The 25,613-nt window shown below is 66.3% G+C and carries 25 protein-coding genes; 13 read left to right on the top strand and 12 right to left on the bottom strand.

Translation table 11 applies throughout. From position 1 onward, the window contains the following. Positions 1–15: 15 nt before the first annotated feature. Positions 16–783: a Stp1/IreP family PP2C-type Ser/Thr phosphatase gene (locus tag NOV65_RS01205; protein ID WP_257303514.1), complete on the bottom strand. Its 768-nt coding sequence runs from the start codon at positions 781–783 to the stop codon at positions 16–18. 2 nt (positions 784–785) lie between these two features. Next, positions 786–1,535: a J domain-containing protein gene (locus tag NOV65_RS01200; RefSeq protein WP_257303513.1), complete on the bottom strand. Its 750-nt coding sequence runs from the start codon at positions 1,533–1,535 to the stop codon at positions 786–788. 211 nt (positions 1,536–1,746) lie between these two features. Between NOV65_RS01200 and gatA the strand changes: the two genes are divergently transcribed. Together gatA and NOV65_RS01190 are read left to right on the top strand one after the other, a co-directional pair. Continuing rightward, a complete protein-coding gene (gene gatA, locus NOV65_RS01195; RefSeq protein WP_257303512.1) occupies positions 1,747–3,207 on the top strand; it encodes an Asp-tRNA(Asn)/Glu-tRNA(Gln) amidotransferase subunit GatA in 1,461 nt (486 codons plus the stop codon). Between the two features lie 9 nt (positions 3,208–3,216). Beyond that, positions 3,217–4,551: a dihydrolipoamide acetyltransferase family protein gene (locus NOV65_RS01190; protein WP_257303511.1), complete on the top strand. Its 1,335-nt coding sequence runs from the start codon at positions 3,217–3,219 to the stop codon at positions 4,549–4,551. A gap of 156 nt (positions 4,552–4,707) precedes the next feature. On the opposite strand, the gene NOV65_RS01185 is transcribed toward NOV65_RS01190, so the two are convergent. Next, complete coding sequence (locus tag NOV65_RS01185; RefSeq protein ID WP_257303510.1) at positions 4,708–6,081, bottom strand: replicative DNA helicase; 1,374 nt, start codon at positions 6,079–6,081, stop codon at positions 4,708–4,710. A 119-nt stretch (positions 6,082–6,200) separates the two neighbouring features. Next, positions 6,201–9,347 carry a CehA/McbA family metallohydrolase domain-containing protein gene (locus NOV65_RS01180; RefSeq protein ID WP_257303509.1) on the bottom strand — a complete coding sequence of 1,049 codons (3,147 nt, stop codon included), beginning with the start codon at positions 9,345–9,347 and terminating at the stop codon, positions 6,201–6,203. 181 nt (positions 9,348–9,528) lie between these two features. On the opposite strand from NOV65_RS01180, the gene NOV65_RS01175 reads away from it, so the two are divergent. From NOV65_RS01175 to NOV65_RS01160, 4 genes are all read left to right on the top strand, one after another. Beyond that, complete coding sequence (locus tag NOV65_RS01175) at positions 9,529–10,098, top strand: SanA/YdcF family protein (protein WP_257303508.1); 570 nt, start codon at positions 9,529–9,531, stop codon at positions 10,096–10,098. Continuing rightward, complete coding sequence (locus NOV65_RS01170) at positions 10,095–11,234, top strand: thiolase family protein (RefSeq protein WP_257303507.1); 1,140 nt, start codon at positions 10,095–10,097, stop codon at positions 11,232–11,234. The genes NOV65_RS01175 and NOV65_RS01170 overlap by 4 nt, the downstream gene beginning before the upstream one ends. Before the next feature lie 70 nt (positions 11,235–11,304). Further along, positions 11,305–12,036: an ABC transporter ATP-binding protein gene (locus tag NOV65_RS01165; protein WP_257303506.1), complete on the top strand. Its 732-nt coding sequence runs from the start codon at positions 11,305–11,307 to the stop codon at positions 12,034–12,036. Positions 12,037–12,080: 44 nt separating this feature from the next. Beyond that, on the top strand, positions 12,081–12,749 hold the full coding sequence (locus tag NOV65_RS01160) for a carbonic anhydrase (protein WP_257303505.1): 669 nt from the start codon (positions 12,081–12,083) through the stop codon (positions 12,747–12,749). Positions 12,750–12,829: 80 nt separating this feature from the next. On the opposite strand, the gene era is transcribed toward NOV65_RS01160, so the two are convergent. From era to NOV65_RS01140, 4 genes are read right to left on the bottom strand one after another with little or no spacing between them, the layout of a single operon-like run. Further along, positions 12,830–13,741 carry a GTPase Era gene (gene era / locus NOV65_RS01155; protein ID WP_257303503.1) on the bottom strand — a complete coding sequence of 304 codons (912 nt, stop codon included), beginning with the start codon at positions 13,739–13,741 and terminating at the stop codon, positions 12,830–12,832. Further along, positions 13,734–14,519, bottom strand: coding sequence for an acyl-ACP--UDP-N-acetylglucosamine O-acyltransferase (lpxA, locus tag NOV65_RS01150; RefSeq protein ID WP_257303501.1), 786 nt, complete (start codon positions 14,517–14,519; stop codon positions 13,734–13,736). Before lpxA ends, era begins: the two co-directional genes overlap by 8 nt. After that, positions 14,516–14,986 (bottom strand): 3-hydroxyacyl-ACP dehydratase FabZ, encoded by a 471-nt coding sequence (gene fabZ, locus NOV65_RS01145; RefSeq protein WP_257303500.1) that lies wholly within the window; start codon positions 14,984–14,986, stop codon positions 14,516–14,518. The genes lpxA and fabZ overlap by 4 nt, the downstream gene beginning before the upstream one ends. 49 nt (positions 14,987–15,035) lie before the next feature. Next, positions 15,036–16,739 carry an HD family phosphohydrolase gene (locus tag NOV65_RS01140; RefSeq protein WP_257303498.1) on the bottom strand — a complete coding sequence of 568 codons (1,704 nt, stop codon included), beginning with the start codon at positions 16,737–16,739 and terminating at the stop codon, positions 15,036–15,038. 88 nt (positions 16,740–16,827) lie between these two features. Here NOV65_RS01140 and NOV65_RS01135 point away from each other — a divergent pair, with 88 nt between their 5' ends. Together NOV65_RS01135 and speD are read left to right on the top strand one after the other, a co-directional pair. Further along, positions 16,828–18,000, top strand: coding sequence for a class I SAM-dependent RNA methyltransferase (locus NOV65_RS01135; protein WP_257303495.1), 1,173 nt, complete (start codon positions 16,828–16,830; stop codon positions 17,998–18,000). Continuing rightward, positions 17,997–18,356 carry an adenosylmethionine decarboxylase gene (gene speD / locus NOV65_RS01130; protein ID WP_257303494.1) on the top strand — a complete coding sequence of 120 codons (360 nt, stop codon included), beginning with the start codon at positions 17,997–17,999 and terminating at the stop codon, positions 18,354–18,356. Before NOV65_RS01135 ends, speD begins: the two co-directional genes overlap by 4 nt. On the opposite strand, the gene NOV65_RS01125 is transcribed toward speD, so the two are convergent. The 4 genes from NOV65_RS01125 to NOV65_RS01110 all read right to left on the bottom strand — a co-directional run bounded on the left by NOV65_RS01125 (position 18,346) and on the right by NOV65_RS01110 (position 21,314). Beyond that, positions 18,346–18,849, bottom strand: coding sequence for a methylated-DNA--[protein]-cysteine S-methyltransferase (locus NOV65_RS01125; RefSeq protein WP_257303492.1), 504 nt, complete (start codon positions 18,847–18,849; stop codon positions 18,346–18,348). The two genes, speD and NOV65_RS01125, sit on opposite strands and share 11 nt — an antisense overlap. Continuing rightward, positions 18,846–20,258, bottom strand: a complete 1,413-nt coding sequence (locus NOV65_RS01120) for a DNA-3-methyladenine glycosylase 2 (RefSeq protein ID WP_257303490.1) — start codon at positions 20,256–20,258, stop codon at positions 18,846–18,848. The genes NOV65_RS01125 and NOV65_RS01120 overlap by 4 nt, the downstream gene beginning before the upstream one ends. 69 nt (positions 20,259–20,327) lie before the next feature. Then, positions 20,328–20,852, bottom strand: a complete 525-nt coding sequence (locus NOV65_RS01115) for a methylated-DNA--[protein]-cysteine S-methyltransferase (RefSeq protein WP_257303488.1) — start codon at positions 20,850–20,852, stop codon at positions 20,328–20,330. A 30-nt stretch (positions 20,853–20,882) separates the two neighbouring features. After that, the gene (locus NOV65_RS01110; RefSeq protein ID WP_257303486.1) at positions 20,883–21,314 is read right to left on the bottom strand and encodes a methylated-DNA--[protein]-cysteine S-methyltransferase; all 432 of its coding nucleotides are present in this window, start codon (positions 21,312–21,314) and stop codon (positions 20,883–20,885) included. Positions 21,315–21,406: 92 nt separating this feature from the next. Between NOV65_RS01110 and NOV65_RS01105 the strand changes: the two genes are divergently transcribed. The 5 genes from NOV65_RS01105 (at position 21,407) to NOV65_RS01085 (ending at position 25,582) form a co-directional block, all read left to right on the top strand. Next, on the top strand, positions 21,407–22,216 hold the full coding sequence (locus tag NOV65_RS01105) for a menaquinone biosynthetic enzyme MqnA/MqnD family protein (protein ID WP_257303484.1): 810 nt from the start codon (positions 21,407–21,409) through the stop codon (positions 22,214–22,216). Positions 22,217–22,276: 60 nt separating this feature from the next. Next, the gene (pepQ, locus tag NOV65_RS01100) at positions 22,277–23,587 is read left to right on the top strand and encodes a Xaa-Pro dipeptidase (protein ID WP_257303481.1); all 1,311 of its coding nucleotides are present in this window, start codon (positions 22,277–22,279) and stop codon (positions 23,585–23,587) included. Between the two features lie 177 nt (positions 23,588–23,764). Next, positions 23,765–24,088, top strand: a complete 324-nt coding sequence (locus NOV65_RS01095) for a hypothetical protein (protein WP_257303479.1) — start codon at positions 23,765–23,767, stop codon at positions 24,086–24,088. Positions 24,089–24,221: 133 nt separating this feature from the next. Continuing rightward, the gene (locus NOV65_RS01090) at positions 24,222–24,773 is read left to right on the top strand and encodes a hypothetical protein (protein WP_257303477.1); all 552 of its coding nucleotides are present in this window, start codon (positions 24,222–24,224) and stop codon (positions 24,771–24,773) included. Beyond that, positions 24,749–25,582: a sensor histidine kinase gene (locus tag NOV65_RS01085; protein WP_257303475.1), complete on the top strand. Its 834-nt coding sequence runs from the start codon at positions 24,749–24,751 to the stop codon at positions 25,580–25,582. The genes NOV65_RS01090 and NOV65_RS01085 overlap by 25 nt, the downstream gene beginning before the upstream one ends. The last annotated feature ends 31 nt before the right edge of the window (positions 25,583–25,613 follow it).

The raw sequence follows: 25,613 nt of genomic DNA, 5'->3' as shown, positions 1-25,613 counted from the left end.
TTAACTAATTTTGCGTCAAGCCAATTCGGGTTCCAAACCGACCAGGATGGCCGTGATATTGTCCTCGCCACCGTGTTCACGCGCGGCCAGAACGAGTGATTCCACAGCCCCTTGGAGGTTCCCGGACTGCGTCACGATGTCCCAGATCTGTTTGTCGCCGATCATTCCTGACAGGCCGTCGGAGCAAAGCAAAAGTCGCTCCATTTTGCCCAACTCCAAATTCTGGACCTCAATATCGAGGTCTCCCCCGTTTCCCAGGGCCTGGGTGATGACGTTCCGGAAGGGGTGTACCCGGGCCTCGGAGGGGGTGAGAATGCCGTTCGCCACCTGTTCAGCCACCCAACTATGGTCCCGAGTCACCTGCCGGATGCCCTCGGGGCCCAGCAGGTAGGCCCGGCTATCCCCCACATGGGCCAGAGTCACGCTTGATCCGTGGACCAGACCTGCCACCACGGTGGATCCCATGGTCTCCCGCTCAGGGTTGCGGCGGATGTCCTCGGCGATGGCCCGGTCCGACAGCAGCAACGCCACCTTGAGCCGATTTCCGTCGTAGGAGAGGCTGGGATCGTACTCCATGGGCCAGGTCCGGTCCTTCTCACGGGTATCGCCGACAAACTTCGCGACCGTGTCCACGACGATCTGGCTGGCCACTTCCCCGGCGGCGTGACCACCGAGTCCGTCAGCCACGACGAAAAGACCCAGATCCGCATCGGCCAGGTAGCTGTCCTCGTTGTGCTTCCGGACACAACCGACATCGGTCTTGCCTGCGGCGCAGATCCTCATGATCAACCCTTTCCCGTCAGTCGGCCCCAGAGGTCCTTCAATTGGTCCATGAGGCTCGCCTGGCCCACAGCAGCAGCCTGGGCCTTCCCCTTTGCGCCGGGCGCCGGGGCAGCCTTGGCCCCCTTCCCACCCTTGGGGGCGGCTTGTCGCAGTTTCGGGTGATTGGGTGCGATTTCGCGGGCGGTCTGGAGGTGCCGCTGCGCCCGGACGGCCATGCCCAGAGTCTGGAAGTGGGCTGCCAGGCGCAGGTGGCTGTCCACATCCCTGGGGGCCAGCCGGACCGCGGCCTCCAGCGCCTTCACCACGGCGCGGAGGTCGCCTCCGCCATGCTCCAGGAAGGTGGCCAACATCGCGTGGTACTGGGGTTTCTTGTCGTCCAGCCGAATCGCGTAGTTGATGAGCGCCTGGGCCTGTTCCACTCGCCCCTCGTCGAAGGCCTCCTTGGCCATGGTCGCCCAGTCCTCCGGTGTCCGTTCCTGCGAGGGCTCGGCTTCCTTTTCCTTTTCTTTCTCCCTGGCCGGGGCTGCCATGGTCGCTGTCTTGGGCATCTGCTGCACCAGCGCCAGCCGCTTGCCGGGATCCTTCAGGGTGCTGAAGGCCTCGGCCAACTCCCGGAACTTCTCTTCAGCCTCCACCTTCGCATCGCCCGTGTAGCGGTCTGGATGCCATTGCTTGGCGAGCCGGTGGTACGCAGCTTTGATGTCCTCGGGCGAGGCATCCGGGGTGATTTCCAGCACATCAAAAGGATTCATGGGGGTCCACAGGGCACCCTGCGTCAGCGCATCGCATGGGGATGGAAGAACAGGGCTTGAGCAGAGGATGGTAGCCTATTTCCATCCCGTGTGCAGGCCCAGGGCAAGGAAACGTGGCGGAATCTCCCCAGGAGATGCCGGTTGCCCGGGCGATCCAGACTGGAAGACGCTCCGGCGTGGTGGCAGAGTAGAAGGTTCCACGGGAGCAGGCATGGCGTTGGGCACGGCGATGGACTGGCGCGAAGGCCTGGATGCCGGTGACCTGTCGTCCGAGTCCCTGGTGCGAGCCGCCCTCGACCGGATCCGAACCCTGGATGCGACCCTCCATGCCGTCCTGGCCACCGACGAGACCCGCAGCCTCGAACTGGCCCGGCGTGCCGACACGCGCCTGCGCGCGGGAGAACGCACCCCGGTGCTAGGCCTCCCGATCGTCTTGAAGGACAACCTCCACTGGTCCGGCCTGCCCATGACCTGCGGCTCCCGTGTACTCGATGGCTATGTGGCCCCTTACGACGCCACCGTGGTGTGCCGCCTGCTCGAGGCGGGCGCGATCCCCATCGCCAAGACAAACCTGGATGAGTTCGCCATGGGCTCCAGCGGCGAGTACAGCGCGTTCGACGCCGCCCGGAACCCCTGGGACCCATCTCTGGTGCCTGGCGGCAGCAGCAGCGGCTCTGTGGTGGCCGTGGCTGCTGGCTACGCCCCTCTGGCCCTGGGCAGCGATACGGGCGGCTCCGTACGCCTGCCCGCCAGCTTCTGCAATGTGACGGCCCTGCGGCCGACCTATGGCGTCCTCAGCCGGTACGGCCTGACGGCCATGGCCTCCAGCCTGGATCAGGTGGGGCCCATCGCCACGACAGCCCAGGATCTGGCATTGGCCTTCAGCGTCATGGTCGGTGGGGATCCCCTGGACAGCACCTCGGTGGACCTGCCGGGCGCCGAACAACTGGCCAGCCTGCGCGCGGCAGACCTCAAGGGGCTCCGTATCGGCCTCCCCAGGGAGTACTTCGCCGATGGTCTGGAACCCGGGGTCCGGAGCCTGCTCGACTCGGCCCTCCGGGTGTTCGAAGGCCAGGGCGCGCGGCTGGTGGAGGTGAGTCTCCCCCACACCCGCTACGCCATCGATACCTACTACCTGCTCTGCACCAGCGAAGTATCCAGCAACCTCAGCCGCTTCGACGGCGTGCGCTACGGTCTCCGGGCGTCCTCCCCGGAAGGCGGCGTTCCGGACATGATCGCCCGGACGCGGGACCTGGGCCTGGGGGATGAAGTGAAGCGCCGCATCCTCCTGGGGACCTTCTGCCTTTCGAAGGGCTACTACGACGCCTTCTACATGAAGGCACTCAAGGCCCGCACGCTCATCGCCGCCGATTTCCACGCGGCCTTCGCCCAAGTCGATATCCTGGCTTCCCCCGTCAGCCCCGGCACGGCCTTCCCGTTCGGCGCCAAGACGGATGACCCCCTGTCCATGTACCTCGCCGATGTCTTCACTGTTCCCACCGCCCTGGCGGGGCTTCCCTGTCTGTCCATGCCGGCGGGGTTCACCAGCGGGCTGCCGGCCGGCATCCAACTCATCGGGCCGGCCCTTTCGGATGTCCACTTGCTGGAGGTCGCCCACGCCTTCCAGTCCCTCACCCGCCACCACCTCGAAACCCCGACCCTGTCCGCATAGGAGTGAACCATGGCCTTTGACGTCGTCATGCCCCAGATGGGCGAGAGCATCGCGGAAGCCACCGTCCTGAAGTGGCACAAGAAGGCCGGCGACATGATCGCCAAGGACGAAACCCTCTATGAGATCAGCACCGACAAGGTGGACGCGGAGATTCCCGCCCCCGCTGCGGGCACGCTGCTGGAGATTCTCGTGGAGGTGAACGCCACCGTCCCCGTCGGTACCGTGGTGGCCCGCATCGGCGACGCCTCGGAGAAACCGACCGGCGCGGCCGCGCCCACCGTGACTGCCCCTGCCGCGGCTCAAGCCCCTGTCGCCGCGCCCCCCGCCCCGCTGGCCGAGGAGGACGACAACAGCCTGGAAGGCCGCCTGCGCACCAAAAGCAGCCCCCTAGTCCGTGAGATGGCCAAGCAGCACGGCATCGATCTCGCCAAGGTCCAGGGTACCGGCCAGGCCGGCCGCGTCACCAAGGAGGACCTGGAGGCCTATCTGGCCAAAGGCCCCGCCACCTCTGCCGCCCCCGCACCATCCATCGCCCCGGCCCTGCCCGCTGTGCACGATCCCTCCGCCCCGACCATGGGGCTGACCCCCGGCATGGCCGTGGCTCCAGCCCCGGCCATGCCCGCCTTCGCCGCCGGCGAGCGGGTGAAGGTCGAGCCCATGACCCGCATGCGCAAGATCATCGCGGACAACATGGTGGCCAGCCGCCGCACCTCGGCCCACGTCTACACGGTCTTCGAGATCGACATGACCCATGTGGCCCAGCTGCGCAACAAGCACAAGAAGGCCTTCGAGGCCCAGTTCGGCACGAAGCTGAGCTTCATGCCTTTCGTGATGATGGCGGCCTGCAAGGCCCTCCGCGCCTACCCCATCGTCAATGCCTCGGTGGACGGCGACAACATCGTCTACAAGCAGGACATCAACCTGGGTATCGCTGTGAGCCTCGACTGGGGCCTCATCGTGCCCGTGGTAAAGAATGCCGACATGATGAACCTGGGCGGTCTCGCCCGCAGCCTCAACGACCTAGCGGAGCGGGCCCGTTCCAAGCAGCTGAAGCCCGACGAGATCAGCGCCGGCACCTTCACCATCACCAACCCGGGAGTGTACGGCGACACCTTCGGCCTGCCCGTCATCAACCAGCCCCAGGTGGCCATCCAGGGCGTGGGCGCCATCGTGAAGCGCCCCGTGGTCATCACCGGCCCCGACGGCACCGACTTCATCGCCATCCGTCAGGTGATGTTCAGCAGCCTGGGTTTCGACCACCGGATCATCGACGGCGCAATGGGCGACCTGTTCATGGCGTTTGTGAAGAAAGAGCTGGAGAACTCCACCTTCGGCTTGGAATAGTCACGCCTCCACCACCGACAAGACCGGTGGAGAGGTCTCGCGTATCGCCCCCGCTTTATGGGGGCGATACCGAGAAGAAGGAGCTGGAGACGTCGACCTTCGGGTTGGAGTAGCACTCCGCTCACGCATGAAAGCGGCGGCCGCTGGCCGCCGCTTTCATGCGTAGGAGGATGTCTCTCTGACCATCTCCCGGTACATGGCGAACTCGCCCTGGAAATGAAGCTGGATGATGGCGGTGGGGCCGTTGCGGTGCTTGGCGACGATGAGCTCGGCCGAAGGGTCAGGTTCTTCATTGGCGGAGGGGATCATCTTTCGGTGGATGAAGGCCACCATGTCGGCGTCCTGCTCGATGGCGCCTGAGTCGCGGAGATCACTGAGCTGCGGCCGGCCACCGGTGCGATGTTCCACTTCGCGGTTCAACTGGGAGAGCACGACCACCGGAATCCCGAAATCCTTGGCCATGAGCTTGAGGCCGCGGCTGATCTCGCCGATGCGGACGGCTTCGTTCTGCTTGGAACCCCGGCTGTTCTCGGGGCTGCTGAGCAGCTGCAGGTAGTCGATGATGACGAACTCCACCCGCCGGTTGCTCTGGCTGCCCTGCTTCACGATCATGTTCTGGATCTGGGGCACGGTGATCGAGGCCTGATCGCAGATGAACAGCGGCATCTGCACCAGCTCGTCCCGGGATCGCATCACATGATCCAGGCGTCCAGTGGCGCGACCGGACTGGAGATCCTTCATGTTGGTCTGGCTCTGCGCAGCGAGCAGGCGCAGGAAGACCTCTTCGTGGCTCATCTCCAGGCTGAAGAAGGCGCCACAATGGCCCGGGCGGCCATCCCGCTCCTGCGCCGCGCGCAGAACCCAATTCAAGGCCAGGGCCGTCTTGCCGATGCCCGGACGGGCCGCCAGCACGATGAGATTCCCGGGCTGGAAGCCTTGGGTCAGTTCGTCGAAGCGCTGGAACCCGACCCGTACGCCCGGCGACAGGCGGCCCTCCAGTCGTTCATGGAGGCGCTCCATGGCATCGTCCGCCACGGATTGGATGGAGAGCAGGCCCCGGGCCTTGGCATCGCCCTGGGCCAGGTGGAAGAGGCTCTGGGCCGTCTGGTCCACCAGCACTTCCGGGGGCTCATCTTCTTCAGCGGCCTGACGCACCAGCTGGGCGCCCAGGTGGACGAGGCGACGCAGCTTGGCCTTGCGGCGGATCAGATCCGCCAGCACCTGGGGGCGCTCGACATCTTCGCCGGCCAGCAGCTCGACCAGGCCGGGATAGCCGCCCACCTTGTTCAGGCTGTCGTCCTGGTCCAGCGCGTCCTTCAGTGTGAGGGAATTGACCTCGACCTGGGCCTCGATGAGGGTGCGCAGGGCCCGGAACACCGCGCGGTGGGCCGGGTGGACAAAATCCTCCTCCGCCAGGGCGAACACAGCTTCACTGGCGACAAAGCCGGCGCCGGGCGCGCAGCAGGTGGCCAGGAAAGACCGCTCCGCATCGATATCCTCCGGAAGGCGTTCCGGAAGCCAATCCGCCATCAGTTCACCCCTACCAAGTCGCTATGCCAGATCGATCCTGCCACCAAAATCTTGTGGGCGACACAAGCAGCCGTAGAAACAGCCGGAAGAAGCCTGGCTGTTTCGAAATGGCTTCTGAATCAGAGCCCCGGAGGAGTGTACCCCCCGCCGTCCACATCCACAAAGACCGGATTGGTGACTGCGATGGGGTAGAGGCCCTTCATGATCTTGTTCCAGGGCGTTCCTGCCTGGTAGGCCCCGGTCGTGGATAAGGGCACACCGGCCTCGACCACCACCCAGGCATCCTTGCCAGAGGGCATGGCGATGCCGCTGAGCGTGGCCGTGCGGAGGAGGAAGTCCGAGGTGGAGGCTGTAAAGCTGGACATGGGCACCACCTGGGCCACTCCATTCACCACCACGCGCACCTCGTCCACCGGCACCCAATCCGCCGCATAGAGGGAGATGGTGATGTTGACGGTAGTCGCGGGCCCGGGTACCAACCCGCCTGGCCCCACCCCGTTGACGGCCACATCGAGCAAGGGCCCTGTGGAGGCCACGGCTGCCCCGCTGCGGAGGGCGGACAGCAAGGGATCAAGCGTCGTCTGCGACAGGGTGGATCCCACCTTGAGATAGGTGCGGGCCAGACCCACGGGCGTATCCAGGCTGAAGCGCGAGGCGGAGAGTCCGAGGCCCTTGGTGAAGGCGGTCGGAGTCTGTTGGCTCAACAGGGAGAACCAGTCCGTCCGCAGAGCCTTGAATTCCGCAAACCAGGCACTGGGATCCGCCGGATCGCAGCCCTCGGCCCGGATCAATTCCAGGGCGTCGAAGTCGCCCTGGCGCTTGCCCAGGGATACGGGACCGGTCTGGGTCCACCAGGCGTTTACGCCCGTACCGATCGGTACTGCCGGATCAAAGCCGTGCACCGTGAACAGCCCTTGGGGCCCCCGGGGGCGGTGCACGATGGTGTAGGCTCCGTCAGCCTGGGTGATGAAATCCGCGAGGGTCCAGCCCTTGGAGGGGCGAGCCCCGCCATTTCGATCACCCGTGGGCACCGGGGTGAACAACGCCGTGGCGAAACCGTCAGCCAGGGTGGAGCTCCGGGCACCGACCACCAAGGGATCGTTGCCGATGGGTGCGCGCTGAGCATCTGTGACGGACAGATTTTCGATCTCTGACCGGAACTCCGCCCGCAACGCGGCGGGGTCTGTCAGCTTGTCTTCTTCAGTGCGGGCCACCGTCTGCACGCCTTCGGCCAAGGCCGAACTGAGCATTTCGCCTGGGTTCAGGCCTCCCGTCGTCGCCTGGGTGGGGCCGGGAACATCGAAACTTGTCCAGCCCGCCGGCAGGACCGGGGGGATGGTCACGAAGGCGTGGGTCACATCTGTCTGGCCATCGAAGGACTTCACTGGCAACGCGTCCAGATGGGACAGCGGGCCTCGGGTCCCGTAGGCAAGGTAGTCTCCGGGTGCGAAGAAGGCGGAGGCGACTCCCCCCGGATACCGGAAGGCAGTCCCGAAAATCTGGTTCCCGGCCGTGTACTGGTAGGCGGCCAGGTTGGCGCCCGCGATGATTTTGGCCTTGTAGATTTGATCATAGTAGCTGGCGAGATGGCGCGACCGCTTCATCGAGGGGTCCGGGATCCCACCCAGAGCAGACAAGGTGATCCGGAGGGGATTCAGCCCCAGCAGTTCGAGGGTACCCGCCTGCCGCACTTCGAAATTATGGGCCAGCTGTTTGTGCCCGGTCACGTTGCCCGAAGGATCTATGACATCACCTCGTTCGGGACTGAGGTTTTCCGCCAGGTGCCAGACTTGGGTCTTTGATGGCGTGATGGGCGTGGGCAGGTAGGGGCGGTTGGTGTCGGCCAAATTGGTACCGAGATAGAGCGTGTTGCTCTGGAAGGCGTTGGTCGAGGTCACTCGGTACGGCTGGTTTTGCGCTGTCCCCCGGACATCGGGCACGGCCGGCAGAAGGATTCCGATGGACCCGCTGTTCGATGGGATGTCACTGGCCTCGCGCCACTCCACCCGTTCCGTCACCCAGTTGGCAGGATCTGCATCGGTCGCGGGATCAGCTTTCAGACCCGTATAGCGCTCGAACCGGAACTCGGCCTGGAGCGGGCCCGTACGGGCCGCGGTGCCGAAGGAATCATAGGCCAGAACACCGAATTCCCCACCCCGAAGACCGGTCCGGGCCTGGATCATCTCATTGAAGATCGAGGTGGCCTGGGCTGGCAGGGTGGCGGAAATGCTCGGGCCACCAAGCAGATACAAGCGTCGCCGGTAGCTCATGGACTGCCCGGCAGACAGGCTGGCGACGGCCGGGCTACCCACGACCAGGCGACCAGGAAAACGTGGCCGCAGTTCGTGAAGGGCATCCTGGGGATCCGAAGCCACCAGCACCTGGTCCACATCCAGTGGAAGGAGACCCACGGAAGTGTGGGAATCCAGGGTGCTCCCCGCCGATTCGGCACCCATGAGCGCCACCATGGGCGCCATCACACTCGTGGTGAGGGGCGCCGAGAAATCCGATCCAGGGATCTGCGCGCCCCAGTTGCTGAGCGGCGTTCCCGTAAAGCTGGATACGGCTGGAACCACGAACCGGAACCCGCCTCCATGCTGGGAAAGGAAATCGCCGAGGCTCCGGATGGGGAGCGCCGCGGTCCCGCCGTTGGTGACGGTGGTCTCCAAGGTGAAGAAGGTGTCGGCCTTGGCCAGGGTGATCCGGTGGAGGACGCTGACCCCCTGCACCCTGCCCTGAGGATCGGTGGCCACCCCCAGTTTGCCCTTGGGATCCAGCAGGTATCCCTGCATCTCCAGGTACACCAGGTTCGCATCGGTCCCGGGCGTATAGCGATCGAAGACGAGAGGCAGGTCCGGATCCTGGTTGGCTACGGGTCCAATGCGCTCAACCAGATCCGCGGGCATGGAGACCCGCTTGTAGCTCTGGTCGAGAGCGACATTGCCCATATCGAGGATGGCGCCACCAGATGGGGCATTGAACTGGCCTTCCCGTTCCCCGAAGGCCGCACCATCCACCGCCAACTGCACAGCATCGTTGCCCAGATAGAAGTCACCAGGGCCCGAGGTGGCCTTCAGGCCGGCCACCCGGTCACCGCCGGAGGCCGGGATCTCCTCCACCGCCACAGATGGCCGAGCCACGCCCGTGGCCCGGAAACAGCCCGTCCCACCCGCGGCCAGGATCAGGGCCAAGGGAGCCAGGACCAACTGCAGACGGTGCGAGGACAGACGGCTGGGGAAGATTGCGGGATCAAGGCTCATGTTCATCAAGGCGTCTCGTTCAGGCGGGAGGTCCATGGGGCTGGGGCGTACGGAAGGTCTATGCTAACTCACGATGCCGATCTCCGCCTTTCTTCATCGCTACAGGCCGCACCGGCGGACCCTGCTCCTGGCCCTGGCGCTTCTCCTCCTGGGAGACTTGCTCTGGACCCTGGGAAGGTTCCCTGCCTTGCACCACCAGCAAATCTACCGGGCTGAGGAGCTTCCGGCGGTAGGTTGCCCGGTCCTGGTGCTGGGAGCTGGCGTCTACGGGGATGGCGAACCCACGGAACTCCTCCTGGGCCGCCTCCGTACGGCCCTGAGCCTCTACAAAGCTGGAAAGGTCCGCTGGTTCCTGGTATCCGGCGACAACCGCCATCCGTCGTACAACGAGCCCCAGGCCATGCGACGCTGGCTGATCAAGCAGGGAGTTCCCACCACCCACATCGTCAGCGACTATGCGGGACTCCGCACCTGGGCCAGTCTCAAGCGGGCCCAGGCCGTTTTCGGCCAGCGGCAGGTGGTCATCGTCACGTCGGATTTCCACCTGCCGCGAGCCCTCTATCTGGCTGATCACCTCGGCCTCCAGGCCTGGGGCGTCCCGGCTTCCACCGAGGATCGACCACCGGTGAACCGTTACAGGTACTGGATCCGGGAGTATGTCGCCCGGCACCTGGCCCTCTGGGATGTCTGGTTCCCGCCGGATGTCCGGCTGGGTCCCCGGGAGCCGACCCCGGATGACTGGGATCCGGCCTCATGAAAGCGCCTCATGATCTTGTGATCCTCGCTGCAGGCCGCCTGCCCCAGGGCCGCTTTGGCGGCAGCCTCGCGGGGCTGGGGGCCGTATCGCTGGGGCTCTCGGCCGTGGAGGGCCTGCTGTCCCAGTCGAGTCTGCCACGGCCGGGCAGCCTGATCTGGGGCATGGCCCGGAGCCATACCCAGGGCATGAATCCGGCTCGTACCATCGCCCTGAAAGCTGGCCTCCCTCACGACACTCCCGCTTTCACGATCAACATGGCCTGCGGTTCCAGCCTCCAGGCCCTCATCCTCGCGGCTCAGCGGCTCCGGGACGGTGCGGAAGCGCCCATCCTCGCGGGTGGCAGCGAAGCCATGTCCGATACGCCGCACCTGCTGCCGGGTCTGCGCTGGGGCTTCCGCATGGGTCACCGCCAGGTGCCTGACGTCATGCATCACGATGGTCTGCGCTGCCCGGTGACAGGCCTGCTCATGGGCGAAACCATCGAACGCCTGGTCGCCAAGCGCGGAGTCACCCGTCTGGACGCCGATGCCTGGGCCGCAGAGAGCCACCACCGGGCGACCCGAGCGGATTTCCAGACAGAATGTCGGCCCCACCCGAAGCTTGACCACGACGAAGCCATCCGACCCGAGATCAACGTTGAGGCCCTGGCGCGTCTCGCGCCAGTCTTTGATCCGCAGGGTCAGGTTACCGCAGGGAACGCCTCCGCTCTGTCGGATGGCGCCGCCGGCCTGCTGGTGGCCAGGCGGGAGCAGGCGGGCGAGGCCGCACCCCTGGCCCGGATCCTGGGATGGAGCGAGGCCGGTGTCGATCCGCTGGACATGGGTGAGGCGCCCGTCCCTGCCGTGCAGCGCCTGCTGGCGGCCCATGGACTGACGGTGGCGGACATCGACCTGTGGGAACTCAACGAGGCTTTCTCGGCCCAGCTTCTCATTTGTCAGCGGCAACTTGGTCTTCCTGAAGATCGGCTGAATGTGGCCGGAGGGGGCGTGGCGCTGGGTCATCCCATCGGCGCCACCGGCGCCCGGATCGTCGTCACCCTGATCCACCAGCTGCGGCAGCGGGGGGGTGGTCTCGGTGTAGCTACGCTTGGCATCGGGGGCGGGCTGGGCTTGGCGCTGCTGCTCGAGGTCGAATAAGAGCGTCTAAACCGACGGAGGTACATCTGCGAAGATGAACCAGGGCCCTTGTTGGCCCTGCGAGGACCCCATGACCGACGCTCCCCTGATCCGGCTCACCGATATCACCAAGGTCTATCAGATGGGCGACATGGAAGTGCGGGCCCTGGACGGTGTATCCATGGAGATCCGACGCGGCGAGTACGTGGCGATCATGGGCCCTTCCGGTTCCGGCAAGTCCACCATGATGAATGTCATCGGCTGCCTGGACACCCCCACCAACGGCACCTACGAACTGAACGGCAAGCTGGCCTCCGCCATGACGGACGATGACCTGGCCCAGATCCGCAACGAGGAGATCGGCTTCGTCTTCCAGACCTTCAATCTGCTGGCCCGTACCACTTCGCTCCAGAACGTGGAATTGCCGCTGATCTATGCGGGGAAGACGCCCGTCGAGCGACACCAGATGGCCCTGAAGGCGCTGGAGAACGTGGGCCTCGGCACCCGCAGCGACCACATGCCCAACCAGCTCTCCGGTGGCCAGCGGCAGCGCGTGGCCATCGCCCGGGCCCTGGTGAACGACCCGTCCATTCTCCTGGCGGACGAACCCACGGGCGCCCTGGACTCCAAGACCAGCATCGAGATCATGGCCCTCTTCGAGGACCTGTACCAGAAGGGCAACACCATCATCCTCGTCACCCATGAGGAGGACATCGCCCGACACGCCCACCGCATCGTGAAGCTGCGCGATGGCAAGATCATCCACGACGAGCCGAACACGCCCATCACCTCGGAAGAGCATCTGGCGCACCTGAACCTCTGATTCACGCCCCTGTCCAGGGGCCTGACCTCCGGTAAACTGGAGGCATGCAGAAGCTCGTCCAAGGCATCCACCAGTTCCAGACCCAGATCTTCAGCTCGCACAAGGCGCTCTTCGAGCGGCTGGACAAGGATCAGGCCCCGGAAACGCTCTTCATCACCTGCTCGGACTCGCGCATCAGCCCGAACCTGATCACGCAGACTCAACCAGGGGAGCTGTTCATTCTGCGCAACGTGGGCAACCTCGTTCCCCCGTACGAGCACATGGGTGGCATGAGCGCAGGCATCGAATTCGCCGTCACGGTGCTCCAGGTGAAGGACATCATCGTCTGTGGCCATTCCAACTGCGGTGCCATGAAGGCTCTGCTGGAGCCCGACCAGCTGGGCGAACTGCCGGCCACCAAGGCCTGGCTGGCCCACGCCCGGAAGACCGAGCAGATCATGTGGGAGAGCTACGGCCATCTCCATGGGAACCAGCTGCTCCATGCGACGGTGGAGGAGAACGCCCTGGTCCAGCTGGAGAACCTGCGTACCCATCCCTCCGTCGCCAAGGCTGTAGCCGCCGGCCTGCTTCACCTGCACGCCTGGGTCTACAAGATCGAGACCGGCGAGGTCTTCGCCTTCGATCCGGACCGCGGCCAGTACACCTCGGTCACTGGCACAGAAGGTCTTGCGCCACTCGATCCCGAGCACCGCGCGACGGATCTCTCGATCTAGCCGACCGCCGGATCGCGAAGCGGCCTGCGGGGCAGGCCAGCGCAGCGAGGCTCCGGCTAAGAGACTATGCCACGATCGTATTAGATGGACAGCCGGTCCAACCGGTCGGGACGGTCCCGCCAACCTTCGTCCACCTTCACGAACAGCTCCAGGCGCACGGGGCGCTGAAGAAGCTTCCTCAGTTCGCGCTGGGCGCTCTGGCGGATGTCCTTGATCATCTCACCCTGGCTACCCAGAAGGATCTTGCGGTGGCCATCGCGATCCACCAGGATCCGCGCCGCGATGAAGACGCCTTCGGGCCCGAGGTCCTCCGGGTAATCCGCGTGACCCGCCTCGAGCCATTGCTCGATGAGCACCGCCACCCCGTGGGGGACTTCCTCCCGGGTTTTCCGGAGCACCTTCTCGCGGATGAACTCCGCGGCCAGGGACCTCTCAGTCTGGTCCGTGAAGATTTCCTCGCCGTAGGGCCAGCCGGGCTGGGTCGCGTCCCGTTCGAGGAGGGCCCAGAGCGGGTCCAGGTTCAGCCCCATCTTGGCGCCGATAGGGACGATCTCCTTGAAAGGGAGCAGATCCTTGTAGGTGGCGATCTTCTCGAGGAGCCGCCCCTTGGAGAGCAGGTCGATCTTGTTCAGCAGCAGGTAGGTGGGGCGGCCCAGCTTGCGCAGGCGCTTGGCCAGGGCGTGCTCACCCGTGCCCAGGTAGTCATCCGCGTCCACCATCCACAGGAGCAGGTCGGCTTCTTCGAGGGCCTGCTCGACGTGGGCCATCATGCGTTCGTTCAGGGCGTGCTTGGGCAGGTGGATGCCCGGCGTATCGAGGAAGGCCAGCTGGACATCGCCCCGGTTCACCACCCCCAGCACTTTCGTGCGGGTGGTCTGGGGAATCTGGCTCGTGGCCGCCAGCTTCTGCCCCAGCAGGGCGTTCAGCAGGGTGGACTTGCCGGCGTTGGGAAGGCCGATGATGGCGAGGGTGGCGTGGCGCTTGTCAGCCACGATGCACGCCCCGTTTGGCCTCGCGGATGAACCTGAGCAGGTAGGCCACTTCGGCGATGTGGCCCACTTCCTTCTCAGTCTGGGCCATGGCCTCCTCCCGCAGCAGCCCCGCGTGGAAGAGCAGGCGATGGGCCTTCTTCAACCCCTCGACGACTTCCACGGGGAAGCCCTTGCGCTGCAGGCCGATGGTGTTCACGCCATAGCTCTTGGTGTCCCGCGCGCCGGCGGTCTTCATGAACGGCAACACATCCTGGGTGGCTACGGTGAAGCCGCCCATGAAGGCATGGTGGCCCACCCGGCAGAACTGGTGCACGGCGGAGAAGGCCCCGATGTTGCAACCGTCCCCCACCTCCACGTGGCCTGCCAGGGTGGCGCAGTTGGCGAAGATGTTCTTGTTCCCCACGTGGCAGTCGTGGGCGACGTGGGAGCCCGTCATCAGGAAGTTGTCGTCGCCCAGGGTGGTGAGGCCGCCGCCGCCTTCGGTGCCGCGGTGGAGAGTGCTCCCCTCGCGGATCACGTTGCGGTTGCCGACCACCAGGCGCGTGGGCGCGCCCTTGAACTTCAGGTCCTGGGGGCCCATGCCCAGGGTGGCGTGGGGGTAGATGTCGTTGTCCTCACCAAGCTCGGTATGGGGGCCGATGACGACGTGGCTGCGCAACAGGGTGCGCGCCCCGATGACGGCATTACCTTCGATGACACAGAAGGGCCCCACAATCACGCCCTCGGCCAGCCGGGCCTCCGGGCTCACCACGCTGCTCGGATGGATCTGCGCGCTCATCGTCCTTCTCCCTCAGCCAGGTCCATCAGCATGGACATGAATTCGGCTTCAGCGACCTTCTGGCCATCCACAAAGGCCTCGCCCCGCATCTTGCAGATCCGCCCCTTCAACTGGAGCACCTTCACTTCCATCACCATCTGGTCCCCGGGAAGGACCGGCTTGCGGAACTTCACCGCATCAATGCCCATGAAGTAGATCACCTTCCGGGCCCGGTCTTCGATCTCCTGGAGCAGCAGGCAGCCACCGGTCTGGGCCATGGCCTCGATGATGTAGACGCCCGGATAGACGGGCCGGCTGGGGAAATGCCCCTGGAGGACCGCTTCGTTGAAGCTGACGTTCTTCAGCCCCTTGATCCACTGTTTGGGCTCGAAATCCAGGATGCGGTCCACCAGGAGGATCGGGTACCGGTGGGGCAGCAGGTTCATGATCCCTTGCAGATCGATCGTTCGAGGTTCGCGTTCCGACATGGCCACTCCAATCCTCTAGCCTAACGGCTCTGGGCTGTCCCCTCCAGCCTCAGCTCTTCCGGGCCGTCCGCTCGTAGATCCGGGCCTCGATGAAGAGGTCCAGCAGGCCCCGGTCCAGGGCCCCATTCCGGGCCTCCTCATCCAAGATGGCCAGGCTCCGCTCCACGGGCACCGCCCCCTTGTAGGGCCGGTCCTGGGCCGTGAGGGCATCGTAGACGTCGGCGATGGCCATGGCCCGGCTCTGGACAGGGATCTCCGGCTCCGAAAGCCGCCGGGGGTAGCCCTGCCCGGTCAACCGCTCATGGTGGGCGTAGGCGATGTCGGGGATGCCCGCCAGATCCCGGGTCCAGGGGATGCGCTCCAGGAAGCGGAAGGTATGGGTGACGTGGCTCTCGATCTCGAGGCGTTCGGCTTCGGACAGGCTCCCCCGGCGGATCCGGAGGCAGGTCAGGTCGCCTGGTTCCACCAGAGCCCGGCGCTCACCGCTCCAGTGGGTGAAGGTGAGGTCTTCCAGCAGGCCCAGCCCTGCGGCCACCTCCTGGGTCAGGACCGTGGGTTCGTTGCTTTGGCGGACCAGGTGGATGAGCCTCTCCGCCTCGGCCTGGCGGTCCTGGATCGTCTGTTCCCAGAGCCCGGGGTCGCCGCCGCCCTTCCAGGCCCGGGCCAAGGCCGCCAGGGCCTCCTCCACCTCCCGCTGGCGCAGGCGCTGGAGGATGATCTCGAGTTGGCCGGGATCCAGCTTCTTAGCCTTCACCAGCACCTGCTCCCGGACCCCCACCTTGCCGAAATCATGCAGCAGACTGGCATAGCGCAGTTCCCGCAGCTGACGATCCGTGAAGGCCAGGCTGCCGTAGGGGCCGTTCGGCGTGGCGTTGACCACTTCCGCCAGCCCCACCGTAAGCTCCGCCACCCGCCCCGAGTGGCCGCTGGTGACCGGGTCCCGCGCTTCGATGGCCGTCACGGAAGCCGCGACGAAGCCCTCGAAGAGCCGCTCGATCTCCTCCCGCAGCTGGGCGTTCTTAACGGCCACCGCCGCCTGCCCCGCCAAACTCTGGGCCAGCCTTTGATCCGCGGGGGAGAACGCGACGGTCCGGCCATCGTCCTCCAGGCGGTTGAGCAGCTGCAGGACGCCCAACGCCTGGCCTTCTGTGTCGAGCATGGGCACGACCAGCACGGAGGTGGTGTGGTACCCGGCCTGACGATCAAAGCTGTCGTTGAAACGATAGGGAGTCTCGGCCGGAAGGTGGTAGACATCCGGCAGGTTCAGGCTCTCCTTGCTGAGGGCCACGAAACCGGCCAGGGTCTCCCGGGAGATCGGCATGGCCACCCGATGGAAGGGCAGGCTCACCCTGGCGTTCTGGGTATGGGCGAAGAGCAGCTCGGGGTGGTCCTCGTCGCCAGTGAGCAGGTAGATGGATCCGGCCTCGGCCAGCAACAATTCCCGGGCCTTGGTGAGGATCAGGTCCAACAGCCGGTCGAGGTTCTGTTCCGAAACCAGGGCGCGGCCCACTTCATGGAGCCGTTCCATGTCCCGACGGTCCTGCAGGCGTGCCCAGGCGGACCGCACCAGGGCCTCCGCCGCCTCCAGGCCCGGCCAGATCTCGCAATCCGCGAAGGTTCCGTCTCCCGGCAGCCCTAGGACCACATCCGCGGGACCGCCGGCCACGAAGACCATGGCCCGGCGCATCTCACCGGTCGCACGACCCTGGAGGATGCTACGGTGCTCTGGGGGGACGGCGACAGTGAATCGCAAGGCGGAATCAGGCTCCAAAAGGATGAAGGCGAAAGTTCCGCCAGCATATCGGAATTCCCCCGCGCCCACCCAAACCTGGCAGGGCCCTGTGGAGCGACTCGCCTGGGGCGGCAAGGGCGTCGGCCGGGAGGCTGATGGTCGCCTGCTGTTGCTGGAGGCCCCCCTCGCCCTGTTCCCCGGCGAGGTGGTGGAGGCCACCGTCATCTGGAAGGCCCGCCACGGCGAAGGCCGCGTCACCCGCTGGATCACCCGGGACCCCCGCCGCGCCCCGGCAGAGTGCCCGGTGGCTGGAACCTGTGGCGGCTGCGAGCTCTGGGAAGCTGGTCGGCACGCCCCCGACCTCAAGCGGCAGATGGTCGCTGATCTCCTGCGCCGCCAGCTGGGGGAGGACGTGCCCTGGGAGTGGCATCCCGCTCCCGCGGAGACACGCCGCCACCGCATCCAGCTCCACTGGGATGGGACCGCCCTCGGCTACTTCCGCCGCCACAGCCACGCGCTGGTGCCCGTCTCCGCCTGCCCCGCCGCGGCGGAACCCCTGTCCCAGGCCATTCCGCGGCTCCAGGAAGCCCTGGTGGCGCACATCCTCACCTCCCGCCCAGGCCGCTGGGAACTGTCTACCGGCACCCCCGCGAGCGAGGTGCTCGCCACCGACGAGCGGGGTCGCACCTGGCGGCTGGAACCCGATGGCTGGCACCGCAGCGAGGAGCCCCTTGCCCAGCGGCTGGGCGGGCTCACCCTGTGCCATGAGCCCGGGGCCTTCTTCCAGGTCAGCCCACCCTGGGCTGCCGAGGCCTTCCGGGGCCTGCTTGAAACCTGGGATGTGAAGGGCCACACCCTCTATGACCTCTATGGCGGTGTCGGACTTTTCTCCGCCCTCCTCGGCAAACGGTTCAACCAACGTGTGCTGGTGGAATCCGGCGAAGCGGCCGTGGCCTGGGCCCGGCGCAACCTGGAGGCCCTGGGTCTGCCGGCGGAATGTCTGGTGGGCGATGTGGCCGAGTGGGTGCCCGAAGGCCTGGGAAAACCAGACGACGTCATCCTCCTGGATCCCCCGCGGGCCGGCCTCGAACCCGCGCTCAGCGACCGCCTCTGCTCCGCCGGCGCGGGGACGCTCGTGCTGGTGGGTTGCGATGGCGCCGCCTTCTGCCGTGACCTGAAGCGGCTGTCCCAGGCCTGGAGCCTCAAGCAGCTCGCGGTGCTGGATCTCTTCCCCCTCACCAGCCATGTGGAGTGCGTGGCCCTGCTGACCCGGCAGCCATGAGCGCCCTGGGCCGCCATCTGCTCGCGGAATTCACGGGCTGCGATTCAGCGGCCCTGGCGGACCTCGATCGGGTCACCTCCGCCATGCTCTCCGCGGCCGAGGCCTCCGGCGCCACCATCGTCACCCACAGCTTCCACCACTTCAGCCCCTACGGCATCAGCGGTGCCGTGATCATCGCGGAAAGCCACCTGGCCATCCACACCTGGCCCGAGCACGGCTTCGCCGCGGTGGACTTCTTCAGCTGCGGCGGTGTGGACATGGATCGGGGCCTGGCAATCCTCAAGGCCGCATTCGGCGTCGAGACGGAAGTCCGGCTGGAACTGGAACGCGGACCTTTGCGGGTCGTCACTCCCTGAGCGCGCCTTCCAGGCGCAGCAGCCGCTCCTTCATCCCCAAGCCGCCCGCATAACCCGTGAGGGCACCGCCGGCGCCGATCACTCGGTGGCAGGGCACGAGGATGGACACCGGATTGGCGCCATTGGCCCGACCCACGGCCCGGCTGAGGTTCGGATCGCCCAGGACCGTGGCCAGCTGGCCGTAGCTGCGGGTCTCACCAAAGGGGATGCGCTGGAGCTCAGCCCAGACGCGCTGTTCGAAGGGGCTGCCGTGGAGCCGGAAGGGGACCTCGAACCCGGTGCGACGGCCTGCGGCGTAGCTATCCAGCTGCTCGCGCAGGCGCGCCATGGCCCCGGCGGGAGGGTCCACGACCAGACTCAGGCGGGCCAGCTTCGCCCGCAAGGCCTCTCGGAATTCATGGTCCGCGAAACCCAGGTAGATCACCGCATCGTCGCTGTCAAAGGCGGCCTGGAGGGGACCAAGCAAGGTCTCGAAGCGATGGATTCCCGTCATGCGGGCACTCCTTTCAGGCTGGCCCACAAATGGAAGGTGGCGAGGCTGCGGTGCGGGGCGAAGGGCGCCATCAGGCGCAGGGTCTCGGGCCCGTCGGGACGCACCTCGAGCTTGAACCAGCGCTGGAGGGCCAAGGTCAGGGCCGCGTCCCCCACGGGCACGCAGTCCCGGAAGCCGAGCCCCCGCATCAGCACGTACTGGGCCGTCCAGGGGCCGCAGCCCCGCAGGGCGAGGAGGGCCCTCCCGGCCCCCGTGGCCGTGAACATCTCCTCCAGGCGCAGCTCGCCTTCCGCCACCTTCCTGGCGGCGTTCAGGACGTACTCGGCCTTGCGCCGGGAGAACCGCCGGGCCAACAGGTCTCTGATATCCAGCGCCGCGAGGCGTGCGGCCTCGGGATGGGCGATGAGATCCCCCACCGGCGTGCCCGTCAGACGGATCAGATCGCGCCGCAGGGCGTAGGCGAAGGCGAGGTTCACCTGCTGGCCCAGGATGGCCCAGATCAGCGCTTCGAAGGGATCCAGGGTGAGTGGCACTCGCAGGCCCTTCCGACTTCGGGCCAGCGCCGGCTGGGCCGCCTCGAAGGGGGCCGGATCCCCGTGCCAGGCCAGGAGCCGCAGGGCCGCCCGGTGGGCCGCGACCATGGCCGCGGGCCCCTGCGCGCCCTCCAGGGAAACGGTCACTGACTCGGGGCCGAAGGCCAGGCTCAGGACGGCAGGCCGTCCGGCGAAGTGGGCGGCCTTGCGCAGGGTGGTCCCCGCCACCCGCTCAGACACACTCTCCGGATCACGGCCGTGGAAGCGCAGCAGGTCGTCAAGGCGCGTCCCCTCGGGCAGCGGCAGGGTGAAGTGGTCCGCTCCCAGCAGATCCCGGTAGGCGCCGGGCGCCAGTCCCATCTGCCGCCGGAAGGCTTCGTGGAAACCCGAGGGGCTCTCGAACCCCACGGCGGCCCCCAGATCCAGCAGAGACCCCTCGCCGACCTCCAGCCGGGTGCAGGCTGCGTGGATGCGGGCCCGCTGGAGGAAGGCCGCGGGCTGGGTGTGGGCGTGGTCGCGAAACAGGGTCTTCAGTTTGGTGAGGCCCACACCGGCCACCTCCGCCAGGGCCTCCGCCTCGGGGAAGGCGGCGGGATCCACCAGGGCCCGGGCCATGGCCTCCTCCAGCCGGACCAGGTCCGCATCCTCGCCCCGGTAGAACGCATCGGGCCGGCAGCGCTTGCAAGGGCGCAACCCCGCCGCCTGGGCGGCGTCCTCATCGAGGAAGAACCGCACGTTCCGGGCCAGGGGCTTCCGCGCCGGGCAGGAGGGCAGGCAGTAGATCCCGGTGGTGAGGACGCCCGTGAGCACTCGCCCGTCGAAGGACGCGTCCTTCGCCAGGATCCGTTCGTAGAGATGCTCATCCGACCAGCGCATGACTCCATGCTAGGAGCCCTTCGCAACGAAGTCCTCCGATGGGCGGCGCCGGAATTTTTTGACGTCTGCTCAGTCCCATTCCAGCGGCAGGCGGGGCTGGGGTGGGGCCTTGGGCAGCACGCCCTCTAGGCGCAGCAGGAACTCCTTCATGTCCAGGCCCCCGGCATAGCCCACCAGGGATCCGTCCGATCCGATGACCCGGTGGCAGGGGATGAGGATGGCGATGGGATTGGCGCCGCTGGCCCGGGCCGCCGCGCGGATGCACTTCTCGTCCCCCAGGCGCCGCGCCAGTTCCAGGTAGGAGATGGCCTGGCCATAGGGGATCTTCTGCAGTTCCTTCCATACCCGCCGCTGGAAATCCGTGCCCTCGGCCAGCATGGGGATGTTGAAATCCCGGAGGTTGCCGGAGAAATAGGACTCCAGCTGCCGCTTCAGGTAGGGAAGGCTCTTCGGAACAGGACTGGGAGGAGCCAGGAGCGGGCGCCCGTGCAGGCGATCCAGCCGGATCAGGCGTCCCTCTCCATCAAAGACCGCGCCCAGGTCTCCCAGGGGCGTGGACAACAGATGGAAGGGCCCGTTCATGGGCACCAGCATGGCAGAATCGCGGTTTTTTGTTGAAGACGATCAGGGCCGCCGCCATCCCATGCCCGACTCCAGCTCCCGCAGGGCCTTCGGCAGGGGGCCCTCGCCGGGCAACACCACCCGGTGGGCCGGCACGAGCAGGACGATGGGGTTCGACGCGCAGGCCATCACGATCAGGTCTTCATCCACCCCCAGCCAGGCCGCAAGGTCGGCGGGCCGCCGGGTCTGTCCGTAGGGGATGGTCCGCACCGTGTCCCAGATGCGCTGCTGCAGGGGGGAACCCTGGGGATCCACGGGCACCGTGAAGGTGCGCAACGTGCCGGCCAGGTAGGCATCCAATTGGCGGTCCAGATAGCGCTTGGCCTCGCGCTGCTCCTTGGGCGGCAGGGGGGTGGTCTTGCGGGGATCAAGCCCCTCCACTGCCAACTCCAGCAGGCGCCCACGGCCATCGAAAGCCGCGCGCATCGCGCCCATCGGGGTATTCAGCTCATAGTGCCAGAGGACCATGGAGTCATGATGGCAGGCGCCGGGAGCCTGTCCAAGTATTCGGGCGTTAGACTCATGTCATGGCAACTCAACCCTTCCGCCTGTCCATCATCGACTACCTGAACGCGGCCCCCCTGAACCACGGATTCAAGCACGGCCTGGGCTGGGAGCATTTCCACCTGAAGTTCCACTACCCCTCGGCCTGCGCGGACCGGCTGAGGTCCGGCGAGGTGGACGCAGGCATTGTCAGCTCCATCGAGTATCTGAGGATCCCGGATCTCCTGATCGTGCCTGGCCTCTGCATCGCCTCCCCCAAGCGGGTGCGCAGCGTGGTGATCCTATCCAAGGTCCCTCCGGAGCAGATCCGCAGCCTGGCCCTGGATACCTCGAGCCGCACCAGCGTGGTCCTGGGCCAGCTCATTCTCCGGGAACGGTATGGCGTGAGCCCCGAGATCGCGGACATGGGGCCCGACCTGCCGGCCATGCTCGAGACCCATGATGCCGCCATCATGATCGGAGACACCGCCATGCGGGCCGAGCGGCACGGCCTCTTCGTGCTGGATCTGGCCGAGGAGTGGCACGCCTGGACCGGTCTGCCCTTCGTCTTCGCCCTCTGGCTGGTGCGCAAGAACGCTCCGGAACTGCCGGTGCCCGGCGGCGTGGCCTCCTTCTTCCACAAGAGCCTGGAAATCGGCATGGCCCAGTTGCCTGCGATCATCGAAGAGGCCCGGCGCACCATCGGCTGGACCAAGATCGAGCTGCACGAGTACCTCACTGAGAACATCAGCTACACCCTGGGCGAAGCCGAGCGCGAAAGCCTCGCCCTCTTCTTCGAGAAGGCCGTCCGCCACGGCTTTGCGCCGGAGGAGAAACCGCTGCGCTTCCTCTAGACCACCGATCATCTGATCATCTGGTTATCTGAACGTCTGCCTCTCACTCACAGGAATCCCATGACCGACCTCGCCCCCCTCTTCCACACCCACATCGCCGAGCGCCAGCGGACCACCGCCGAGGCCTTGGCCGAGACGGGCTTCGACACCCTGGTGATCTCCAGCGGCAAGGTCTACACCCACTTCGCGGACGATCAGGACGCCCCTTTCCATCCCACGCCCCACTTCGCCCACTGGTGCCCCATGGCCGGGCCGCATCATGTCCTCGTGATCCGCCCGGGTCAGCGCCCGCGGCTCATCCGCTACGCCCCCGAGGACTTCTGGTACGAACAGCTGCCCCTGGGAAACCCGTTCTGGGCCTCCGAGTTCGATATCGAGGAGGTCGGCACCGTCGAGGATGTGTGGAAGCGCCTGGGAACCCCTACTCGGGCAGCCTACATTGGCAATGAGACGGAGCGAGCCGAGGCCGCGAACCTGGAGTTGAACCCCGCCGGCCTCACCGCCCGGCTGGACTGGCACCGCACCAACAAGTCCGCCTACGAAGTGCAGAACATCGAAGAGGCCACGGTGCTGGCCGCCCGGGGGCATCTGGCCGCCCGGGCCGCCTTCCTGGCCGGCGCCAGCGAGCTGGAGATCCACCACGCCTACATCCAGGCCGTGGGCATCGTAGATCACGAAATGCCCTACGGCAGCATCGTGGCCCTCAACGAGAAGGGCGCCACCCTCCACTACGAGGGGAAACGCACCATGAGGAACGGCTTCGTCATGCTCATCGATGCGGGTGCACAGGTCCATGGCTACGCCGCCGACATCACTCGCACCGTGGCCGCGCCTCACTGCGACAGCCGGTTCGCCGACCTGGTGGACGGCATGGTGAAGATCGAGCTCCAGCTCTGCGATAGCGTGATGCCAGGCCTGCCCTACGGCGACTTGCACCATCAAGGGCACCTCGCCATCGCCGGCCTCCTGAAAGAGCACGGCATCCTGAAGGCGGATCCCGAGGAAGCCGTGGAGAAGGGTCTCAGCCGCCCCTTCTTCCCCCATGGCCTGGGCCATCACCTCGGCATCCAGGTCCACGACGTGGCGGGCCGGCAGGGCGCCCCGGATGGCACCATCGCGCCACCGCCACCCCAGCATCCCACCCTGCGCACCACCCGGACCATTGATGCGGGCCAGGTATTCACCGTGGAGCCTGGCCTCTACTTCATCCCCATGCTGCTCCGGCCCTTCCGGGAGAACGAGCACAAGGGCCGCTTCGACTGGAAGCTCATTGACGACCTCACGCCGTGCGGTGGGATCCGCATCGAGGACAACCTGCTCGTGACCCCGACCGGGCACCGCAACCTCACCCGCCCCCACCTGCCCAACTGAGGGTGAGCCGGGCGACCAGGGGGACCGGGAGCGGGAGAAGGATCAGGGTGAGGGTTCTGGCATCTGCCCAGGAAGCCTGCCCAGCCTGCAGTTCCGTCTTGTGGATCGGGAGGTACTCGGGTCTGATGGGTGAGTTCCTCCCCAGTCCACCATTCTGATCCCAGCCCCGGAGGCCCTATGTCTACTCACGCCTTTGACGTTACGCGGAATCACCTCATTCCTCAGAATGAGGCCGCCCAGCTGGTGGGGGCCTTCCAGAGGGGCATCCGCCCTGGGGAGCACGTCTCGACGGCCTTCAATCGTTCGGCCTTCGAGAACCTCCTGAACCAGGAAGGCTGCGCGGGCATCCGGATCTACCGGGCCACCCACCAGGATGGAACCCATACTCTGGTCATGGTCGGAGTCGATGCTTCAGGGGCCGATCTGGCCGGAGCCGACAACCTCTTTGCCCAGGCTGGCCAGAACTGCCCCCCGGTCTGCGCCCCAATGACCTGGCTGTGACCTACCTCGCGTCATGATCGACGCCACCAGAGCCCTCCTTTTCACATCGCGAAGCCTTGAGCTCTTCTACCTCGTCCCTCTGGCTTCCGCCTGGATGAATCAGAGATCCATCCGCTATCAGCGGGAGCCCTGGATGCCTGCCCTGGTGGTGACGATCGCCTTCAATGTCCTCATCAGGGCCGTCCTCCTTGGAACAGCCATGGCCGGCATTCGGAACCATTGGGTGTCCAATCTCGCCTTCCTCCCGAATTATTTATTGATGACCTGGGTGATCTCCGGCTTCAGGGTGAACAGCCGCACCCGGCCAGCTCTGCTGATCGCCGCCCTCCCGGTGGCCGCATTGGCCTTCTGGGAAGCCAGTCAAGTGGGGTTGAACAGTGTGTGGAACCACTCTGCGACCCTTGCCGCCGTCATCTTTCTCGTTGCGACGCTGGTGGAGATCCACCAACTCTTCCTGCTGGATACCACCGGCACGCTTGGATCGATTCCCGGGTTCTGGGTGGCCACGGCCTGGGCCTTGGACAACGGGATATCCCTCATCTTCCATTCGCTGTTCGATTTCTTTCTGCAGACCTTGTCAAAACCCTGGATCCTGGTCCCGTGGCTCGTCGTGTTTCTCCTGGGGGCTTTCTTCAACCTTTTTCTGGCCAGGGCTTTCCTATGTCTGAAGCCCCAATCGTCTTGAGCTTCATCCTCGCCGTGCTGGTGGCCCTTGCCACGAGCGGGCTGGCTCTCTTCGCCGTGGCGCATGCCAAGAACCGCATCATCCGCGAGCAAAGCAAGGCCCTGGAGGCGGAGCAGCGCCTTCGCCGCGCCCAGGAGGCCTTCATGGACAACGCCCACCACGAGCTGCGCACACCTGTGCAGGTGCTGGGCGGACAGCTGCAGATGTTGCGGGACCTGGAGCCCACGGCGCAGCAGGTCCAGCTCCTCTCCCTGGCCCAGGAGACCACCCTGCGCCTGGGTCACTTGGTGCAGGGGCTGCTTGATCTGGCCAGCCTGACCCAGGGGTCTCTCCCACTCCGTCCCACCCTGACGGACCTCGGCTCGCACCTCGACCAGCTCGGCAAGAGTTTGCAGGCTCGTGCCACGATCAAGGGGCTGCAGGCCCACGTCACTCTCGACCCCCTTCCCCGCCCCCTTGTCTGCGATGCGGCCCGTCTTTCCCAGGCCCTGGAAGCCTTGTTGAACAACGCCCTGGGCTTCACCGAACGTGGCACCCTCGGCTTTCGCCTGAAGGCCCGCCCTGAGGGCCGGACCTGGCACCTGCGGTTCGAGGTCGAGGACCATGGGCCGGGCCTGCCTCCGGACTGGGAGCGGCTGCTGAGACCGTTCGAGCAGGAGGAGCAGAGCCTCCGCAGGCGTCGCGGCGGCCTCGGTATCGGTCTGCCCCTGGCCGCCGGCCTCCTCCGGCTGATGGGTGGCCGGATGGGGCTCGAACCCCTTGCCACTGGCACGCTGGCCTGGGTGGAAATCGAGCTGAGTGAAGCCTGAGACCAGGAAGGCCTCGCTTCGCGATATATAT

Origin of the sequence: Geothrix campi (assembly GCF_024609265.1) — a bacterium.
GTDB classification, from domain to species: Bacteria; Acidobacteriota; Holophagae; order Holophagales; family Holophagaceae; genus Geothrix; species Geothrix campi.
Note: the sequence above shows the minus strand (reverse complement) of the source record. Positions and strands in the feature narration are given on the sequence as shown.